Genomic DNA, 16,239 nt, shown 5'->3' with positions numbered 1-16,239 from the left:
ACCGACTAACGCCGAAGAACCCACAGATGCCGCCAAAAGGACACGACAAGAGCGTCAGACGCAGCATTCCCGGGCTGCCGAGCCTGCCGCGTCCGCTGTACGGGCGCACCGAATCGCTGCCCAATCGCGCGCTGACCCGCCGCCACAGCCATCCGTGGGTGCAGTTGTCCTACGCGATACAGGGTGTGCTCGAAGTGCAGACCGCCGTCGGTCGTTTCGTTGCGCCGCCGGAGCGGGCGGTGTGGATTCCGGCGGGTGTGCCGCATCGGGTTTTCAGTTCGCCGCACACGGAAATGCGCAGCCTGTACATCGATTGCAGCGTCGCCAGTTGGGCGCCGGAGCGTTGTCATGTGCTCGGCGTCAGCGATCTTTTGCGTGAGCTGATTCGGGCCTTCAGTCAGATACCTGTCGAATATGACCAGAGCGGCCCGCACGGGCGTCTGGCGCAGGTGATCCTCGATCAACTGGCCGATGCCCCGCCCATCGATCTGATGCTGCCACTGCCGCAGGACAGTCGTTTGCGGCAGATTTATCAGAGTCTGGAGCAACATCCGGAACAGCAGACCACCCTGGCGCACTGGAGCGAAAAATTCGGCGTAACCGAGAAAACTCTGACTCGGCTGTTCCTGCGCGACACCGGTTTGACCTTCCGCACCTGGCGTCAGCGCCTGCGTCTGCTGGGTGCGCTGACACCGCTGGAGCGCGGCGAACGCGTCACCGACGTGGCTTTGGCCTGTGGTTATGACTCGACGTCGGCGTTTATCGCGGCGTTTCGCCAACAGTTCGGCGAGACGCCGGGAGAGTTTTTCCGATGAAATTAACCGATATTTATCGACTTTATGCATGCCATTGGGCAAATTTCAGGGTAGAGTTTCGCCCATCAAGAATCTTTGACATCTTTCGACGATAACAATGATCAACCACCCTTTAGCGAACCTGTCGGCGGTAACAGCATGATCGAAGTCACTGAAGTTTCCATTGCTCAATTGCGCGCGGCGCTCGAATCCGGCCAGACCACGGCGGTTGAACTGGTCCAGGCGTACCAGGCGCGCATCGACGCCTTTGACGGCCCGGACACCGCCACTGCCCTGAACGCAGTGATCGTGCGCAACCCTGAAGCGCTGAAAGAAGCGCAAGCTTCCGATGCCCGTCGCGCCAAGGGCGAAACCCTCGGTCCGCTGGACGGCATCCCCTACACCGCCAAGGACAGCTATCTGGTCAAAGGCCTGACCGCCGCGTCCGGCAGCCCGGCCTTCGCCGATCTGGTGGCCCAGCGCGACGCGTTCACCATCGAACGCCTGCGTGCTGGCGGTGCGATCTGCCTGGGCAAGACCAACATGCCGCCGATGGCCAATGGCGGGATGCAGCGTGGCGTCTATGGCCGCGCCGAAAGCCCGTACAACGCCGCTTATCTGACTGCGCCATTTGCTTCCGGCTCGTCGAATGGCGCCGGCACTGCCACCGCTGCCAGCTTCTCGGCATTCGGTCTGGCGGAAGAAACCTGGTCGAGCGGTCGCGGCCCTGCCTCGAACAACGGCCTGTGCGCCTACACCCCGTCGCGCGGGGTGATTTCGGTACGCGGCAACTGGCCGCTGACGCCGACCATGGACGTGGTGGTGCCCTACGCCCGCACCATGGCCGACCTGCTGGAAGTGCTCGACGTGGTGGTCGCCGAAGACACCGACACCCGTGGCGACCTGTGGCGCCTGCAACCCTGGGTGCCGATCCCGAGCGTCGCCTCGGTGCGCCCTGCTTCCTATCTTGAACTCGCCGTGAAAAGTGATGCACTGGCCGGCAAACGCCTGGGCGTGCCGCGCATGTACATCAACGCCGACCCTGAGGCCGGCACCAGCGACGAGCCGGGCATCGGCGGCCCGACCGGGCAGCGCATCAACACCCGCGCCTCGGTGATCGATCTGTGGAAACAGGCGCGTCAGGCCCTCGAAGCCGCTGGTGCCGAAGTCATCGAAGTGGATTTCCCGCTGGTCTCCAACTGCGAGGGCGATCGTCCGGGTGCACCGACCGTGTTCAATCGCGGCATCGTCTCCAAAGAGTTCATGCACCACGAACTTTGGGACCTGTCGGCCTGGGCCTTCGATGATTTCCTGCGCGCCAACGGCGACCCGAAACTCAACCGTCTGGCAGACGTCGACGGGCCGAAAATCTTCCCGCACGACCCGGGCACCCTGCCCAACCGTGAAGGCGATCTCGCCGCCGGCATGGACGAATACGTGCGCATGGCCGAACGCGGCATCACGCCGTGGGATCAGATCCCGACGTTGCCGGACGGCCTGCGCGGCCTGGAGAAAACCCGCAAGCTCGACCTCGAAGACTGGATGGATCGCCTCGGCCTCGACGCCGTGCTGTTCCCGACCAACGCCGACGTGGGCCCGGCCGACGCCGACGTCAACCCGGCCTCGGCGGACATCGCCTGGAGCAACGGCATCTGGGTCGCCAACGGCAACCTCGCGATCCGCCACCTCGGCGTGCCGACCGTAACCGTGCCGATGGGCGTGATGGCTGACATCGGCATGCCGGTGGGGCTAACGTTTGCCGGTCGCGCTTATGACGATTCGACGTTGCTGCGCCTGGCAGCAGCGTTCGAGGCGACGGGTTCGAAACGTCTGGTGCCGCCGCGTACGCCAGCACTGTCGGCAGGCAAGTAAATGCAAAAACGGCGGGATCGATTGATCCCGCCGTTTTTTTATCGCTCTGCCAGTTCTTCCAGCAAATCCGCCGAAGGCACGAAGAACAGACTCCCTGTGACGGCGGTGCTGAAGTCCAGCAACCGGTCGTAATTGCCGGGTGGCTTGCCGACAAACATGTTCTCCAGCATCTGCTCCAACGGCTCCGGCGAGCGCGCGTAGCCAATGAAATAAGTGCCGAATTCCCCCGCGCCGGGCCGGCCGAACGGCATGTTGTCGCGCAGGATTTTCACTTCTTCGCCGTCCTTGGTGATGGTGGTCAACGCGCTGTGGGAATTGCTCGGCTTGACCGAATCGTCCAGCTCGATATCGGACAGTTTGGTGCGCCCGATCACCCGCTCCTGCGCTTCGACCGACAATTCGTTCCACGCCTTCATGTTGTGCAGGTACTTCTGCACCAGCACGTAACTGCCACCACTAAACACCTGATCTTCATCGCCCACGAGGGTGAAATGCTCGGCTTTGCGGCCGACCGGGTTCTCCGTGCCGTCGACAAACCCAATGATGCTGCGCATGTCGAAATAGCGGAAACCCTGCACCTCGTCGGTGACCGTCACAGCGCCATCCAGCGCCGACATCAACTGCGTCGCCAGTTCGAAACACAGGTCCATCTGATCGGCGCGAATGTGCAGCAACAGGTCGCCCGGTGTGGAAACGGCGCGCCGCCCTTCTACGCCGAATTCGCGAAAGTCATGAAGGGACGTCGGTCGCGGACTGCCGAACAGACGATCCCAAGCGCTGGAAGAAAAACCACAGACGCAGGACAGGTTGCCCGAAGGAACGCGCTTGCCGACCGAGCGCGTCAGCCCTGCGATATCGGCGCACCAGCCACGGACTTTTTCGGCGGCCTCGGCCTCGGCGTCAAGGGTCGCCACGATGAAGATGGCAGCGCTGGTGATCGGGCTGCAGACGGCTTGAGGATCTGGCGTGTCGATGATCGTAGCTCCCAAAGTGGTGGACTGACTCGACAGCGAGGTTAGCAAAGAAGTGTTGAATGAAGTATTACCCGCGCTCTGCCCATGTCGTCCGACACTTCGCTTTTAACGAACAATACCCACGAAATAAACGATTTTTCTTTGTCGGAAGGCTCCTACTAGCATGGCCCCGTCTACCCCGAAAAACATAAAGACAGGGAGAACGGCATGCACCCCATCAACATCGGCGAACCCTGGATGTGGGTCGCCTTCATCGTTTTTGTCCTCGCCATGCTGGCCGTTGACCTGTTCGTCTTCGGTGGGCGCAAGGCGCATCGGGTCTCGGTACGTGAAGCCTCATCCTGGGTAATTGCCTGGTGCATGCTGGCGATGGCCTTCGCCGGATTGCTCTGGTGGTATCTCAACGGCGAATTCGGTCCCGAAATCGCCAATGTCAAGACCCTGGAATTCCTCACCGGTTATCTGATCGAGCAGTCGCTGTCGATCGACAACATGTTCGTCTTCGTGATGATCTTCAGCTACTTCGCCGTGCCGCCGGAGTTGCAGCGCCGGGTGCTGCTGTATGGCGTGCTCGGGGCGATCGTGATGCGCGCGGCGATGATCTTTGCCGGGGTGTGGCTGGTGTCGCAGTTCACGTGGCTGCTGTATGTGTTCGGTGTGTTCCTGATCATCACCGGGATCAAGATGCTGGTGTTCGCCGAGCAGCAACCGGACCTCGATAACAACCCGCTCTTGCGCTGGGTGCGCGGGCATCTGCGGATCACCAACGGCTTTCACGGCGAGCGTTTTTTTGTGCTGCAGAACGGTGTGCGTTGGGCCACGCCGATGTTTCTGGTGCTGGTGCTGATCGAGGCCAGCGACCTGATGTTCGCGGTCGACAGCATCCCGGCGATCTTCGCAGTGACGACCGACCCGTTCATCATTTTCACTTCGAACATCTTCGCGATCATGGGCCTGCGAGCGCTGTACTTTTTGCTGGCGGACATGGCCGACCGCTTTCATCTGCTCAAGTACGGACTGGCGCTGGTGCTGGTGTTCATCGGCGGGAAGATGACGGTGATGCCGTGGTTTCACATGCCGGTGGAGTGGTCGCTGGCGATTGTTGGCGGGCTGATTCTGGCGTCGGTGGTGCTGAGTCTGATCCTGACGAAGGACAAGTCGCCCGAAAGAGAACGGCAGAGTCAGTGACTTGAATACAAAACCAGTGGGAGCGAGCCTGCTCGCGATGGCGTCATGTCAACCAGCTGATATGTTGAATGACACAACGCTATCGCGAGTAGGCTCGCTCCCACACTTTTAAATCTGGATTATTTGTCGGATTTGATGCTGGTCCAGACCCGGGTCCGCACCCGCTCCAGTTTCTGCGGCAACGGCTGCACCACGTACAGCTTCTTCAGCGCTTCGCTGGTCGGTGTCAGGTTCGGGTTGCCGGTGATTTCCTTGTTGATCAGCGGCAGCGAATCCTTGTTGGCATTCGGGTAGCCGAGGAAGTCGCTGATGGAAGCGATGACCTTTGGATCAAGCAGGTTGTTGAGGAACTCGTGGGCCTCTTCGACGTTCTTCGCGCTCTTCGGAATGGCGAAGGTGTCGAACCAGATCGGCGCGCCTTCCTTCGGCAGGCGCCAGTCGACCACTACGCCGTTTTTCGCTTCTTTGGCGCGGTTGCCGAACTGGTAGAAGCTGCCGGAATAACCGATGGCCACGCAGATGTCGCCGTTGGCGATGTCGGTCATGTACTTGGCCGAGTTGAAGTAGGTGACGTAAGGACGAACCTTGAGCATCAGGTCCTTGGCTTTCTCATAGTCGGCCGGGTTCTGGCTGTTCGGGTCCAGGCCCAGGTAATGCAGGGCCAGCGGCAGGATTTCCGTCGGTGAATCGAGCATCGCCACGCCGCAGGATTTCAGCTTCTCCATGTTCTCCGGTTTGAACACCAGATCCCAACTGTCCACCGGCGCATTCTCGCCGAGTGCAGCCTTGACCTTGGCCGGGTTGAAACCGATCAACACGGTGCCAACCATGTAAGGCACGCCGTACTGATTGCCGGGGTCGTTGACGTCTAGCAATTTGAGCAGCGCCGGGTCCTGGTGACTCCAGTTCGGCAACTTGGACTTGTCGAGTTTCTGGAACACGCCGGCCTTGATCTGGGTATCGAGGAACTGGTTCGACGGCACCACCAGGTCATAGCCGGAGTTGCCGGTCAGCAGCTTGGCTTCGAGGGATTCGTTGGTGTCGAAGGTATCCCAGGTCACTTTGATGTTGCTTTTGGCGGCGAAATCCTTGGGCACCGACGGCAGGATGTAATCCGCCCAGTTGTACACCCGCAGTTCGCGCTGTTCGGCCTGTACGGCGCTCGCCAGCAGCGTCAGCCCGAAAACAGTGGCGCCCAGAATGCGTTTCATCGTGACCATGTTGTGTTTCCCCGAATGCAGCGTGAGTCGATGGTTTTTATGTTCTGTACACGGCAGCGGCTTGCAAATCAGCCAAGGGCAAGGAAGGTGCAGCATTTAGTTGTGGCTTCGATTCTTCCTGACAGCGTAGACGCGGCACAGTAGCCCGTTGGCCAAAAGGGGATCGAAATGGCCAATTTGCATGACCGCCGGAATGCGGAAACAACAATGCCCGACGAAGTGCCGGGCATTGTTTGAACCGCCTGCGAACCCTCAGTCGGTAAAACCCAACCGCGCCGCCCTGCTCTGCTGCGTCTGCCCACGGGTCGCCAGGCAGTAATACAGCGGGCATGTCACGATCAGGCCGACCAGCCACGACAGGTCCGCACCTTCCACAAGGTTGGCATACGGCCCGACATACAACGATGTATTGGCGAACGGCAGCTGCACGATGATGCCGATGAAATAAGCAATGATCGCGTGCAGGTTGAAACGCCCATAAATGCCACCGTCGGCGCGGAAGATCGAGGCGATGTCGTAGCTGCCACGCTTGATCAGGTAGAAGTCGATCAGGTTGATCGACGCCCACGGGACCAGCACCAGCAGCAGCGCCAGAATCAGCCCGATGAACTCGGAAATGAAATCCGCAGACGCGCCTAGCGCCACCAGGCAGCAACCCGCCAGCACCACGCTCGACAAGATCACCCGCACCTTGATGCTCGGCGTCCATTGGCTGGCAAAGGTCTGGATCGAGGTGATGATCGACAGCACCGCGCCATACAGATTCAGCGCGTTGTGACTGATGATGTTGAGCAGGAACAGCACCATCAGAATCGGCCCCAGCCAACCGGTGGATTGCTTGACCGCCGCCATCGCTTCGGTGCCTTCCGGCGTCGCCAACACCGCCACCGCGCCGAAGGTGAACGACAGAATCGTGCCCAGCGTGGCGCCCAGATAAGTCGCGATAAATGGCTTGCTGATCCCGATATCCGCCGGCAAGTAGCGGGAATAGTCGGAGACGTACGGTGAAAAGCTGATCTGCCAGATGATCCCCAGCGACACCGTCGCCAGCCACCCGGACAGGTTGAAGCTGCCACGGGTAAAGAAGTCCGCCGGCAACTCATGAGCAAAGATGTAGATGAAACCGGCGAGCAGCGCGCTGCCCATCACCCAGGTGCCGATGCGGTTGAGCGTGTGAATGAAGTTGTAGCCGATCACGCCAATCGCCGTGGCGCTGAGGGCGCCGATCAGGATGCTGAGCGGCGCCGGCACCGACGGCGCAATGCCGACGATGGACTTGCCGGCCAGCACGATGTTGGAAATGAAGAAGCCGATGTAGATGATCGCCGCGAAGAACACGATCAGCAGCGCACCGTAACGCCCGAACTGGCCACGACTCTGGACCATCTGCGGAATGCCCATGCGCGGGCCTTGCGCCGACGCCAGGGCGATCACCACGCCGCCAATCATGTGCCCCAGCGCAATCGCCAGCAGCCCCCAGAACAGGTCGAGATGAAACACCTGAACCACCATGGCGCCGGTGACAATGGGCAGTGGCGCAATGTTGGTGCTGAACCAAAGGGTGAAAAGGTCGCGGGCCTTCCCGTGGCGTTCCGCGAGTGGGACGTAGTCGACCGTGTGATTCTCGATCAACGGATCTTGCCGGGACATCTGGGACATAAAAATGAACTCGATTGGGTCTGTTCTTATCGTTGTATGAAGCCAAACCGGGGGTGCTTCGTGGCCGCCCCTCAGATGCAGACCATATTATGGTATTCCAACATTTTCACAAGACTGATCCGCTGTTTGCGACGGCATCTGATCCGGCATCCTCCCCGATAGCCAGCGTTCGCGGCTAGAGAAAAGCCCCGTAAATGCTGAGTTTCCGACGGATGAACCACGTTTATCGTTTCACCAAAAAAGCGCTTGCAATCGATGTATTACGGTATACCATCAGACCCATAAACACATAAAAACACGCTTCACCGCACTCGAGGATTGACCAATGATCGATGCTGCCGTCTACAAACAAGTCATGGGCTCGTTCCCGTCCGGCGTTACCGTCATCACCACGCTGGATGACGACGGCCAAATCGTCGGTCTGACCGCCAGCGCCTTCAGTTCGCTGTCGATGGACCCGGCCCTGGTGCTGTTCTGTCCCAACTACAGCTCCGACTCCTATCCCGTCCTGATCAAGAACAAACGCTTTGCCATTCACGTGTTGTCCGGCGGCCAGCAGAGCGAAGCCTATGCGTTCGCCCGCAAAGGCAAGGACAAGGCGCAGGGCATCGAGTGGACGCTGAGCGAACTGGGCAATCCGATCCTGGCCAACGCGACAGCTATCATCGAATGTGAGCTGTGGCGCGAATACGAAGGCGGCGACCACGCGATCATGGTCGGCGCGGTGAAAAACCTCATCGTCCCTCAGCAGGACGCCGGCCCGCTGGTGTATTGCCACGGCAAGATGGGCGCCCTGCCCGCCTTCGCCTGATCCGCACGATTGCACTTAAACAGGCCGGCAAGCGACCGGCCGACCACAAGAGATTCGAGGTAGCGTCATGAAATTTTCCCTGTTCGTACACATGGAACGCTGGGACGAAAGCGTCAGCCACCGTCAACTGTTCGAAGACCTGACCGAACTGACGTTGATGGCCGAGGCCGGCGGTTTCAGCACCGTGTGGATCGGCGAACACCACGCGATGGAATACACCATCTCGCCGAGCCCGATGCCGCTGTTGGCCTACCTCGCGGCCAAGACCACCACCATTCACCTGGGCGCCGGCACCATCATCGCGCCGTTCTGGCACCCGCTGCGGGTCGCCGGTGAATGCGCCTTGCTCGACGTGATCAGCAACGGCCGGATGGAAGTCGGCCTGGCCCGCGGCGCCTATCAGGTGGAATTCGATCGCATGGCCGGCGGCATGCCCGCCTCCAGCGGTGGCCAGGCGCTGCGGGAAATGGTTCCGGTGGTGCGCGCGCTGTGGCAAGGCGACTACGCCCACAACGGCGAGATCTGGAAATTCCCCACCTCCACCAGCGTGCCGAAACCCATCCAGAAGCCCAATCCGCCGATGTGGATCGCCGCCCGCGACCCGGACTCGCACAACTTCGCCGTGGCCAACGGCTGCAACGTGATGGTCACGCCGTTGATGAAGGGCGACGAAGAAGTCCTCGATCTGAAGAACAAGTTCCAGACCGCGCTGCACAACAATCCGGACGTGCCGCGTCCACAATTGATGGTGCTGCGTCATACCCACGTGCACTCGGTGGATGACCCGGAAGGCTGGAAGGTTGGCGCTAAAGCCATCTCGCGTTTCTATCGCACGTTCGATGCGTGGTTCGGCAACAAGGAAGTGCCGGTGAACGGCTTCCTCGCCCCGAGCCCGGAAGAGAAGTTTGCCGGGCGTCCGGAGTTTGAACTGGAGAGCCTGCACAAAACCGCCATGATCGGCACGCCGGAAGAGATCATTCCGCGGATCAAGTACTACCAGGAACTGGGGGTGGATGAGTTCAGTTTCTGGTGCGACAACAGTTTGCCCCATGCGGAGAAGAAGAAGTCGCTGGAGCTGTTTATCAAGCATGTGGTGCCGGCGTTCAGATAGACCTGCCGCCCGGCATACGAAAACGCCCCGAGATGTTCGGGGCGTTTTCATTTGGGGTTCAGCTAAGGGATGGAGGCAACAATGGCTCTGTCGGATCAGTCGCTAATACTGGTAATCCAGAAAGAAAAATACGGCGTATAGAAAGAAGGCAAAGGCTGCCAAAACAGCACGCCACTGGGGATCTGCATCTCTTCCCAACCCACCCGGGGCAATTGAAATGCTCGCACCGCAGAAGTAGCAATAGACCCCTTGCGCAAACCACAGCTGAACCGCGAGCACAGTGAAAAAACGTCCCCAGCTGCCATTGAACTGAAAATAACCGTTGATGAGTGCCGCCGCCAATAAGGCAACACCCACAACGTGGCGATACTTGAAAAGCGCTGCAACCAGTGAGTTTTTGGGTTTACACATCAACCGCTCCATTAGCAGGATTGTGTCTGAGCTCAATATCCAACGGCGAAACTGTGCTAAGAGCTTGCATCGAGGATTGGAAAATACAATGTTTCACTTGGCCTGGGAGATCCGACAACTGCAAAGGAACGATCGGCTTAGCTATCAGCTTATATCCTCCATCATTAGAAACATCATAACTAAAGACCCCTCTACCGGCCATTTCAGAAAAAGATTTCAAATAACGTTGGCGCTGTATATCGCTATTAAACCCTGGTAGATTTCTCTCAACAACTTCAACACCACAACCAGCAGACCTTGAAAGAATATAATCATATATTTCTTCATAGGCTGAAATTGATTGCCTTACAAAATCCGGAACAAAACCACATCCACCTGTCGCAAAATGCAATACCGTTCCGTCCAGGCACGACGTAAACCAGTCCAAATCATGGAGTTCCAAAAATTCCTGATCCATCTCCATGATTCTTCTCCAAACATGTTGATGCAGTTTTGACAACCAGGACCAAAAAAGGGGACAGATTTATATAATCAAACAAATCCACCTCCCTTTGGGCTTTCCTTTTTTATCCTTTACCCGAGACATCATACAATTGCGATCGCCGTGATTATTTGCTCAGGATAATCCTCCAGCGGCACTCCCCAACCGCTAATCTCAAGCCCTGGAAAAGCACCGGAAACAAACCACTCTTCGTCTTCATCAAAACTTAGATCGGCATATATTGACAAATCCGAAACGGAATCACCGAGGCCAAAGCCGGAAGAGAGCTTTCCTTGATATACCAATGCTGAGCCGGAGTTATTCGGATATTCAGGAGCATAGACCTTAACAGCGTATACCTTACCGCCCCGGATCATAATATATAGGGCACACTCGTCTGCGTTTCCAAATGACGCTGTACCCAGAGCGGTAAAAGAAAAACGATATCCACCGTCACCAAGACCATCAATTGAGCTCCAGGCCAAATGGAGATCTGGCCCAAACTCAAATTTATAAATCCCCTTTTTACCGCAAACGAGATATTTATCCAGTGACCTCGCCAATATTTCATTACTTGAACCCAAAGGAATTCCTTCGAGTGATACTGACGGCAATATAGGTGCAACCCATTATATGGGGTAACTCTCATGATGGCTCATAATGGTTTACACGTATTGTCACTAGGGAAAATTCTCACTTCCTCACCTTGATCGAAAAGGGGTCTCATCGAAAAGCGAAAAGCGAAAAGCGAAAAGCGAAAAGGGGTCAGATTTATTTGATTAAATAGTTCTGACAACTTTCTGCCCTTTCTTGACCTAGACCGCCATTAGCTTTGACTCAGGGGGCTAAAATCATCAATAGACAGATTTTTACTTTTCAATAAAGACACGACAAACTCCGAATCGAAAGTCATAAAAAACTCCAGGGCATCATAAATTTTCCAACGATGCACCTCTGGATGATCAATTATCGACAGAAGATACTGCTTTAGTGGCGCCAAGTATTCGATATAGTTTTCACGCCTAACAAAGCGAAGCATTTCGGAAATCTCGAAAGGCCTCACTCCGGCTAACGCAACAATCTTCAGAAGGAGATCGCAAACCTGTACCCTTGCGACTTCTTTCCCTTCTTTATCAGCGACATTTGCAAAGTACATTGTCACCGCCATTAATATATGGCGATAGGTATCATCATAACCATGTAACCGGTGAACATATAGCCCTTCAAAAACTTCAGGCTTTCTCATAAACTCTTCCAAGGCGACCAGGCCTTCACGAGCGCCCCAGCTCGTTAACAGCTTTGCAGCATAAAATCGTACTAATTCATCATTCGATTCACGAAGTAGCTCTTTCACAGAGTCGAGTCTATCCTGTGGAATATCCTCAACATCCAGACCTCCTGCTTCTGCGGCATAGTCTGCATTTTCTGGAATACCATTGAGCAATTCATAGATTCTCGGATCCATTATTAAACCTTCTAAAAAATGGGACAGATTTATTAAATAAAATAAATCTGCCCCTTTTTTACTTTTTTCTACACTATTAAACAAATAGGAAAAAGCGGGTACTTTTCAGAGTCCGGCTCCTTTTTTCTTGAACGAATCACGCCCACACTTCCTCGCCGTCAGGTGTGACCCACACTACTCCAGCCGGAGCAGCCGTCAAAAACCAAAATCCAAAACCATCAAGTTCATCTTCTGCAGGACAGCTTGGCCATGCAAGTTTGATGATGTCGATTTGTTCACTCACACTACCTGAGAGATATTTCCCATCCAGAGCCAGCCTTAAATGCCCTTCAAGCATCAAGCGTTTCAATACCTCGAAGAAAATATCTGCTTTTTCTTCATCGCTTGCTTTCAAACTAGATAGCTCTACGCTCAAATGCTGCCAGATCGCCCCCATTGAGAGACCGAATGAACTTCTTAAAATAGCAGAATACAAAAAATCAATACTCATTTGAATTTAATCTCGATTCGCTTGCCAGCATTAATAGAGGGATTTATTACATCTATGGTCCAGGCCGCACCTGACTGCTGACTTGAGCTCGAAAAGTTTCTCAAGGTGATTTTACTGCCTGCGTTAGCTCCCGAAGTGATCGTCGCAGCGTAAACATCGCCTTTCCCTGGAATAGACTTTACGCTCGGCATACTGTCTCCTCCAGTCAATTGCCTAAAGTAGCTCATCACATCTGACGTAGCAGCGCCAGAATAAACAGGGGCACCAATACTAAGCTGGGGATCAGCTTGTAGCGTCTTCCCACCTATGTTCAGTTGAAAATCCCTTGGTTGAAGTGTGGGGCTATTGTACTGAGATGCAAGATCCCTAATCCGATTCTCAGATTGAAGCTGCAGAATTGTACCAGTCTGCTTACCTGTTAAATCAGGGCCTTTGGGGTTCTGTTCAATACGAGATAGCGCATTTTTTTCAGCATCTACTATCGAGCTTACCTTGCCATCAACGTCTAAGTTACCTTTTACATCAACCCACTTGCCACCAATCCACTCAACAGCTCTCCCTCCAATATAAGCCGTAGCAAATCCGGTACTCGTGTCAAAAACCATACCACCTAACTGCTCGGCGGAGGCAGTCGCTACTTTGTCAAACTCCTTTTCGAGGGTATGCGAAGGGATCGGACTGGTAATCCAGTCCTTGAACCCGAGCGCTACCCCGCTAATACCGCCTGCGATGGAACCCAGCGTGTCGAAAGGTGATGAAACGGCATTCCAGAACGATTTTGCGGTGTCAACCACTCCTCCTGGCCACTCAACAGCTCGGTTCTGGAACCCTATCCATCCTTCTCTGGTCAAAAATCCGGGGTCCGTCGATGGAGGGTAAACACTGGTCAATTCTTTTGGATCAATACCTGAAAAATAACTGGCCTTGGCTGCATTGAATTGCTCGAGCGTCCACCCTTCCTGAAGTGCTTGCAGCTGAATCTTACGTCCAAATTCCTCCATATCACGCTGTCTTTCGGCATCCAATGCTGCGACCGCCCGGGTGACATTGTCCCGACACGCTTGAGCACCATCACCTGCACCACAAGCTGCTCTAGCTTTATCCGCCACTGTGACTTCTTTGTGTAGCAGCCAGTTGTACTGTGTGGCGTTCCTGGCAATTTCGGCGCCCTCTTGGAGATCCCCACCCACCGCTGCGGCGGCAAGCAGCCCGGTTAGCTGTGACATCATCAGGTGCAACTGATCGTTGCCATCCGCGAAGTTGACGAGTTGATTCATCAGCGCTTCGTTGAGTCCCGCCGCTGCCGCACCAGTGGCGAAATCACCGCCAGTTGCCTTCGAAAGCAAGCCTCCCATCAGCGCATGCGCGACGGTTTTCTCAAGACTGCCGTCTGGAAACTTGATGGTGTCACCCACCCAATTGAAGCCGGTTGCCATGGCGACGCTACCCGCCTGCCCCACCAGTGCCGCGCCAAAGCTGTCACCAAAGCTGCCGCCGCCAATGGCGGTCGAAATGCCACTGGTGATGATCGCCCGACCGGTCGTACGGATTGCGACGTCAGTAATGTTGCTGCTCGTCAGGATGTTTGCCGTCTTGCTGGTTCCACCCGCAAACCAGTTGGCGTCTGCATAGTTGAGCACGCCTGCCGTAAACCCGGCGATTGCCGCGTTTTTCAGGCTGTCAGCGCTGAAGGTCTCCTTGAAAGCAGCCCCCAGGTTACCCTTGTTGTTGATGGTGCTGGTCACAGCGGTGGTGGCCATAGCCGTGGCAAACGCCCCGCCGGCTCCACCGCCGACCAAGGCCAGGCCTCCGGGGCCCATGACGAACGACATCATGATCGCAATTGCTATCTGTGCTGCCGGGCCCAGCCCAGAGTTTTCATACTTGAAAGACTCATGGATTTCCTTCACCCGTCGCCAATCGACATCACCGCGAGACTCAGCATCTTTCAACCACGCCAATTGCGGATCGGCCTTGACCATAGCGTCGATGGTCTGGCTGACGGACTCTTGACTAACATCCTTGATGTCGATCTTCAGCCCATCAACCGCTTTGATCACAATGCTGCCTTTGGCAATCATCTGAGTCTGGCGCAAGGTTTCGTCGGTATTGCCTCGTCCCTTGGAAGATACCCATCCTGCGTTGTTGTTGGTTTTGGTATGGCTCTCGTCATGCAGATCCTTCACCCCTTCAAAGGTGATGGAGCCGCCACTGTCCAGGATGATGTCCTTGCCGCTGTCGAGCTTCGCCACCTGATAGGCCTGGTCGCCCTTGCTGACCAGCGAGAGATTGCCGCCGGTCTTGATTTCACTGCCGACATGGGTGATCTGGGTGACTTCGTCGCGCTGTAGTTTCAGGTTGCCGAAGCCGCCCTTCTCCTTCATGTCATAGAGGGTGTAGTCCTTGTTCTGCGCGGCCAGCAGATTCAGGTCATTACCCGCGTAGACATAGGCTTCATTGCCTGCGCTGATCTTGCTTGCCACCAGGGTCGTGTCGCGACCGGAGTTGGTTTTGACATCGCCACCAGCAATGAACTCGGCAGCCTTCTGGACGGTGTGGTTGTCTTCTTCGTGAACGCGTTTCTTGCCGTCCTTGCTGTGGGTTTCGACGTTGTGTTCGTCGCCCGCAGAGGACAGGTAGATATCGCGTTTGGCGTCGGCGGTCAGGTTGCCCTTGGCCTCGGCGGTGCTGGCCACGACGTTAAGGTCACGGCCGGCGTCGAGCTTCAGGTTGCCGCCACTCTTCACGCTGGACGCGAGGTTCTCCAAGGTGGTGGTGATGACCGAGCGATGGCCGCCATCGAACGATTCGTGCAGTTCGCTTTCGTTGCGCGTCGCCAACAGGTTGATGTCGCGAGTGGCGCTCAGGGTGGCGTCGCCGCCGCTGCTGATGGACGACGAGTTGACGAGGTCGTTGCCCGACTTGATCGTCAGCGTGTCGCGTGCGCTGATGTTGCCGCCGTCGTCCACCAGGGTGCGCATGCCGGCGCCGTCACGTACGGCGACGGCGGTGCGATCGTTGACGATGTCGCCCTTGAGGCTGGTGAGGCTGACCTGATTGCCACGAATCTCACCGGCCAATGCGTTGCGAATGCTGTCGGTGGCCATGAGCGTGATGCGCTCGTTGGCTTCGACCAGCCCACCCTGATAAAGACTGCCTTTGACGTCGACAGACAGATCCTTGGTCGCCTGCAACGTGCCGACGTTGACCAGATCATTCCCCGCCATCAGCTCCAGGTCACGACCTTGGATCAGACTGCCGCCACGCACGTTGCGTGACTCGGCCTGGGCCAGATAGAGCACCGGCACCAGCACTTTTTGACCGTCGACGACGCGTTCTTCCATCCAGACGATGTCGTGGGTCAATGCCGCCACTTGCTCGGACGTCAGGCTCACGCCTACCGACAGGTTCAGCTCATTCTTGCTGGCGAGCGCGTTATCCATCAGATAACGGTACTGCTCGTAATCGTTGTTCAGTCCACCGGCCAGGAAGCGCTGGCCGGTCTGGGCCATCACCGCGTCGCTGATCAGTCGTGTCTCGTAGCGGCCATCGCCGAGACGGCGGGCCGCTTCATCGGCGCTGAAGTCGAGTTTGCCCAGCAGGTAATCGGAACTCATGAACGGCGCGGACTGGGTCAGCTCCGGGTTGGTTTCGATCAGGTAACGGCTCTGCGGATTCGAGCTCTGCACGAACATGCCGTACGGGCCTTTCGGCAGACGGAATGTCGAGGACGCCGTCGGATCCACAGCGGCAAACGGCACGC

General features: G+C 56.6%; 14 protein-coding genes. 5 read left to right on the top strand and 9 right to left on the bottom strand.

Annotation, left to right across the window (positions count from 1 at the left end; all coding sequences use genetic code 11):
* Positions 1-26: 26 nt before the first annotated feature.
* Both K5E37_RS27685 and K5E37_RS27680 read left to right on the top strand, forming a co-directional pair.
* On the top strand, positions 27-815 hold the full coding sequence (locus tag K5E37_RS27685; protein WP_103386947.1) for a helix-turn-helix domain-containing protein: 789 nt from the start codon (positions 27-29) through the stop codon (positions 813-815).
* Between the two features lie 138 nt (positions 816-953).
* Complete coding sequence (locus K5E37_RS27680) at positions 954-2,666, top strand: amidase (RefSeq protein ID WP_221535673.1); 1,713 nt, start codon at positions 954-956, stop codon at positions 2,664-2,666.
* Positions 2,667-2,704: 38 nt separating this feature from the next.
* Here K5E37_RS27680 and K5E37_RS27675 read toward each other — a convergent pair whose 3' ends face one another.
* Positions 2,705-3,655 (bottom strand): Dyp-type peroxidase, encoded by a 951-nt coding sequence (locus tag K5E37_RS27675; RefSeq protein ID WP_258711875.1) that lies wholly within the window; start codon positions 3,653-3,655, stop codon positions 2,705-2,707.
* A 192-nt stretch (positions 3,656-3,847) separates the two neighbouring features.
* Here K5E37_RS27675 and K5E37_RS27670 point away from each other — a divergent pair, with 192 nt between their 5' ends.
* Entirely contained in the window at positions 3,848-4,828 is a 981-nt protein-coding gene (locus tag K5E37_RS27670) for a TerC family protein (RefSeq protein ID WP_221535672.1), read from the top strand.
* Between the two features lie 119 nt (positions 4,829-4,947).
* Here K5E37_RS27670 and K5E37_RS27665 read toward each other — a convergent pair whose 3' ends face one another.
* Positions 4,948-6,048: a polyamine ABC transporter substrate-binding protein gene (locus K5E37_RS27665; RefSeq protein ID WP_007950448.1), complete on the bottom strand. Its 1,101-nt coding sequence runs from the start codon at positions 6,046-6,048 to the stop codon at positions 4,948-4,950.
* 252 nt (positions 6,049-6,300) lie between these two features.
* The gene (locus K5E37_RS27660; RefSeq protein WP_221535671.1) at positions 6,301-7,707 is read right to left on the bottom strand and encodes a cytosine permease; all 1,407 of its coding nucleotides are present in this window, start codon (positions 7,705-7,707) and stop codon (positions 6,301-6,303) included.
* 325 nt (positions 7,708-8,032) lie between these two features.
* On the opposite strand from K5E37_RS27660, the gene K5E37_RS27655 reads away from it, so the two are divergent.
* Both K5E37_RS27655 and K5E37_RS27650 read left to right on the top strand, forming a co-directional pair.
* Positions 8,033-8,518 (top strand): flavin reductase family protein, encoded by a 486-nt coding sequence (locus tag K5E37_RS27655; protein ID WP_007950450.1) that lies wholly within the window; start codon positions 8,033-8,035, stop codon positions 8,516-8,518.
* Positions 8,519-8,585: 67 nt separating this feature from the next.
* A complete protein-coding gene (locus K5E37_RS27650; RefSeq protein ID WP_221535670.1) occupies positions 8,586-9,629 on the top strand; it encodes an LLM class flavin-dependent oxidoreductase in 1,044 nt (347 codons plus the stop codon).
* 102 nt (positions 9,630-9,731) lie between these two features.
* Here the strand turns inward: K5E37_RS27650 and K5E37_RS27645 are convergent, their stop codons facing one another.
* The 6 genes from K5E37_RS27645 to K5E37_RS27620 all read right to left on the bottom strand — a co-directional run.
* Positions 9,732-10,040, bottom strand: a complete 309-nt coding sequence (locus tag K5E37_RS27645; RefSeq protein WP_221535669.1) for a hypothetical protein — start codon at positions 10,038-10,040, stop codon at positions 9,732-9,734.
* The gene (locus tag K5E37_RS27640; protein ID WP_221535668.1) at positions 10,033-10,503 is read right to left on the bottom strand and encodes a hypothetical protein; all 471 of its coding nucleotides are present in this window, start codon (positions 10,501-10,503) and stop codon (positions 10,033-10,035) included. The genes K5E37_RS27645 and K5E37_RS27640 overlap by 8 nt, the downstream gene beginning before the upstream one ends.
* 122 nt (positions 10,504-10,625) lie before the next feature.
* On the bottom strand, positions 10,626-11,105 hold the full coding sequence (locus K5E37_RS27635) for a hypothetical protein (RefSeq protein WP_221535667.1): 480 nt from the start codon (positions 11,103-11,105) through the stop codon (positions 10,626-10,628).
* A gap of 242 nt (positions 11,106-11,347) precedes the next feature.
* Complete coding sequence (locus tag K5E37_RS27630; RefSeq protein WP_221535666.1) at positions 11,348-11,986, bottom strand: hypothetical protein; 639 nt, start codon at positions 11,984-11,986, stop codon at positions 11,348-11,350.
* Positions 11,987-12,122: 136 nt separating this feature from the next.
* The gene (locus tag K5E37_RS27625) at positions 12,123-12,476 is read right to left on the bottom strand and encodes a DUF596 domain-containing protein (protein ID WP_221535665.1); all 354 of its coding nucleotides are present in this window, start codon (positions 12,474-12,476) and stop codon (positions 12,123-12,125) included.
* Positions 12,473-16,239 (bottom strand): DUF637 domain-containing protein (locus K5E37_RS27620; protein ID WP_260404579.1); only part of this gene is annotated, 3,767 nt, incomplete at its 5' end. The genes K5E37_RS27625 and K5E37_RS27620, both read right to left, overlap by 4 nt.

The organism is Pseudomonas sp. RIT778 (genome assembly GCF_019718735.1).
In the GTDB taxonomy this organism is placed as follows: domain Bacteria; phylum Pseudomonadota; class Gammaproteobacteria; order Pseudomonadales; family Pseudomonadaceae; genus Aquipseudomonas; species Aquipseudomonas aphyarum.
Note: the sequence above shows the minus strand (reverse complement) of the source record. Positions and strands in the feature narration are given on the sequence as shown.

Excerpts from the sequence above, each read along its gene's own strand:
- K5E37_RS27685 (WP_103386947.1), top strand. The coding sequence starts at position 27 with ATGCCGCCAAAAGGACACGACAAGAGCGTCAGACGCAGCATTCCCGGG.
- K5E37_RS27680 (WP_221535673.1), top strand. The coding sequence starts at position 954 with ATGATCGAAGTCACTGAAGTTTCCATTGCTCAATTGCGCGCGGCGCTC.
- K5E37_RS27670 (WP_221535672.1), top strand. The coding sequence starts at position 3,848 with ATGCACCCCATCAACATCGGCGAACCCTGGATGTGGGTCGCCTTCATC.
- K5E37_RS27665 (WP_007950448.1), bottom strand. The coding sequence starts at position 6,048 with ATGGTCACGATGAAACGCATTCTGGGCGCCACTGTTTTCGGGCTGACG.
- K5E37_RS27660 (WP_221535671.1), bottom strand. The coding sequence starts at position 7,707 with ATGTCCCAGATGTCCCGGCAAGATCCGTTGATCGAGAATCACACGGTC.
- K5E37_RS27655 (WP_007950450.1), top strand. The coding sequence starts at position 8,033 with ATGATCGATGCTGCCGTCTACAAACAAGTCATGGGCTCGTTCCCGTCC.
- K5E37_RS27650 (WP_221535670.1), top strand. The coding sequence starts at position 8,586 with ATGAAATTTTCCCTGTTCGTACACATGGAACGCTGGGACGAAAGCGTC.
- K5E37_RS27645 (WP_221535669.1), bottom strand. The coding sequence starts at position 10,040 with ATGTGTAAACCCAAAAACTCACTGGTTGCAGCGCTTTTCAAGTATCGC.
- K5E37_RS27640 (WP_221535668.1), bottom strand. The coding sequence starts at position 10,503 with ATGGAGATGGATCAGGAATTTTTGGAACTCCATGATTTGGACTGGTTT.
- K5E37_RS27630 (WP_221535666.1), bottom strand. The coding sequence starts at position 11,986 with ATGGATCCGAGAATCTATGAATTGCTCAATGGTATTCCAGAAAATGCA.
- K5E37_RS27625 (WP_221535665.1), bottom strand. The coding sequence starts at position 12,476 with ATGAGTATTGATTTTTTGTATTCTGCTATTTTAAGAAGTTCATTCGGT.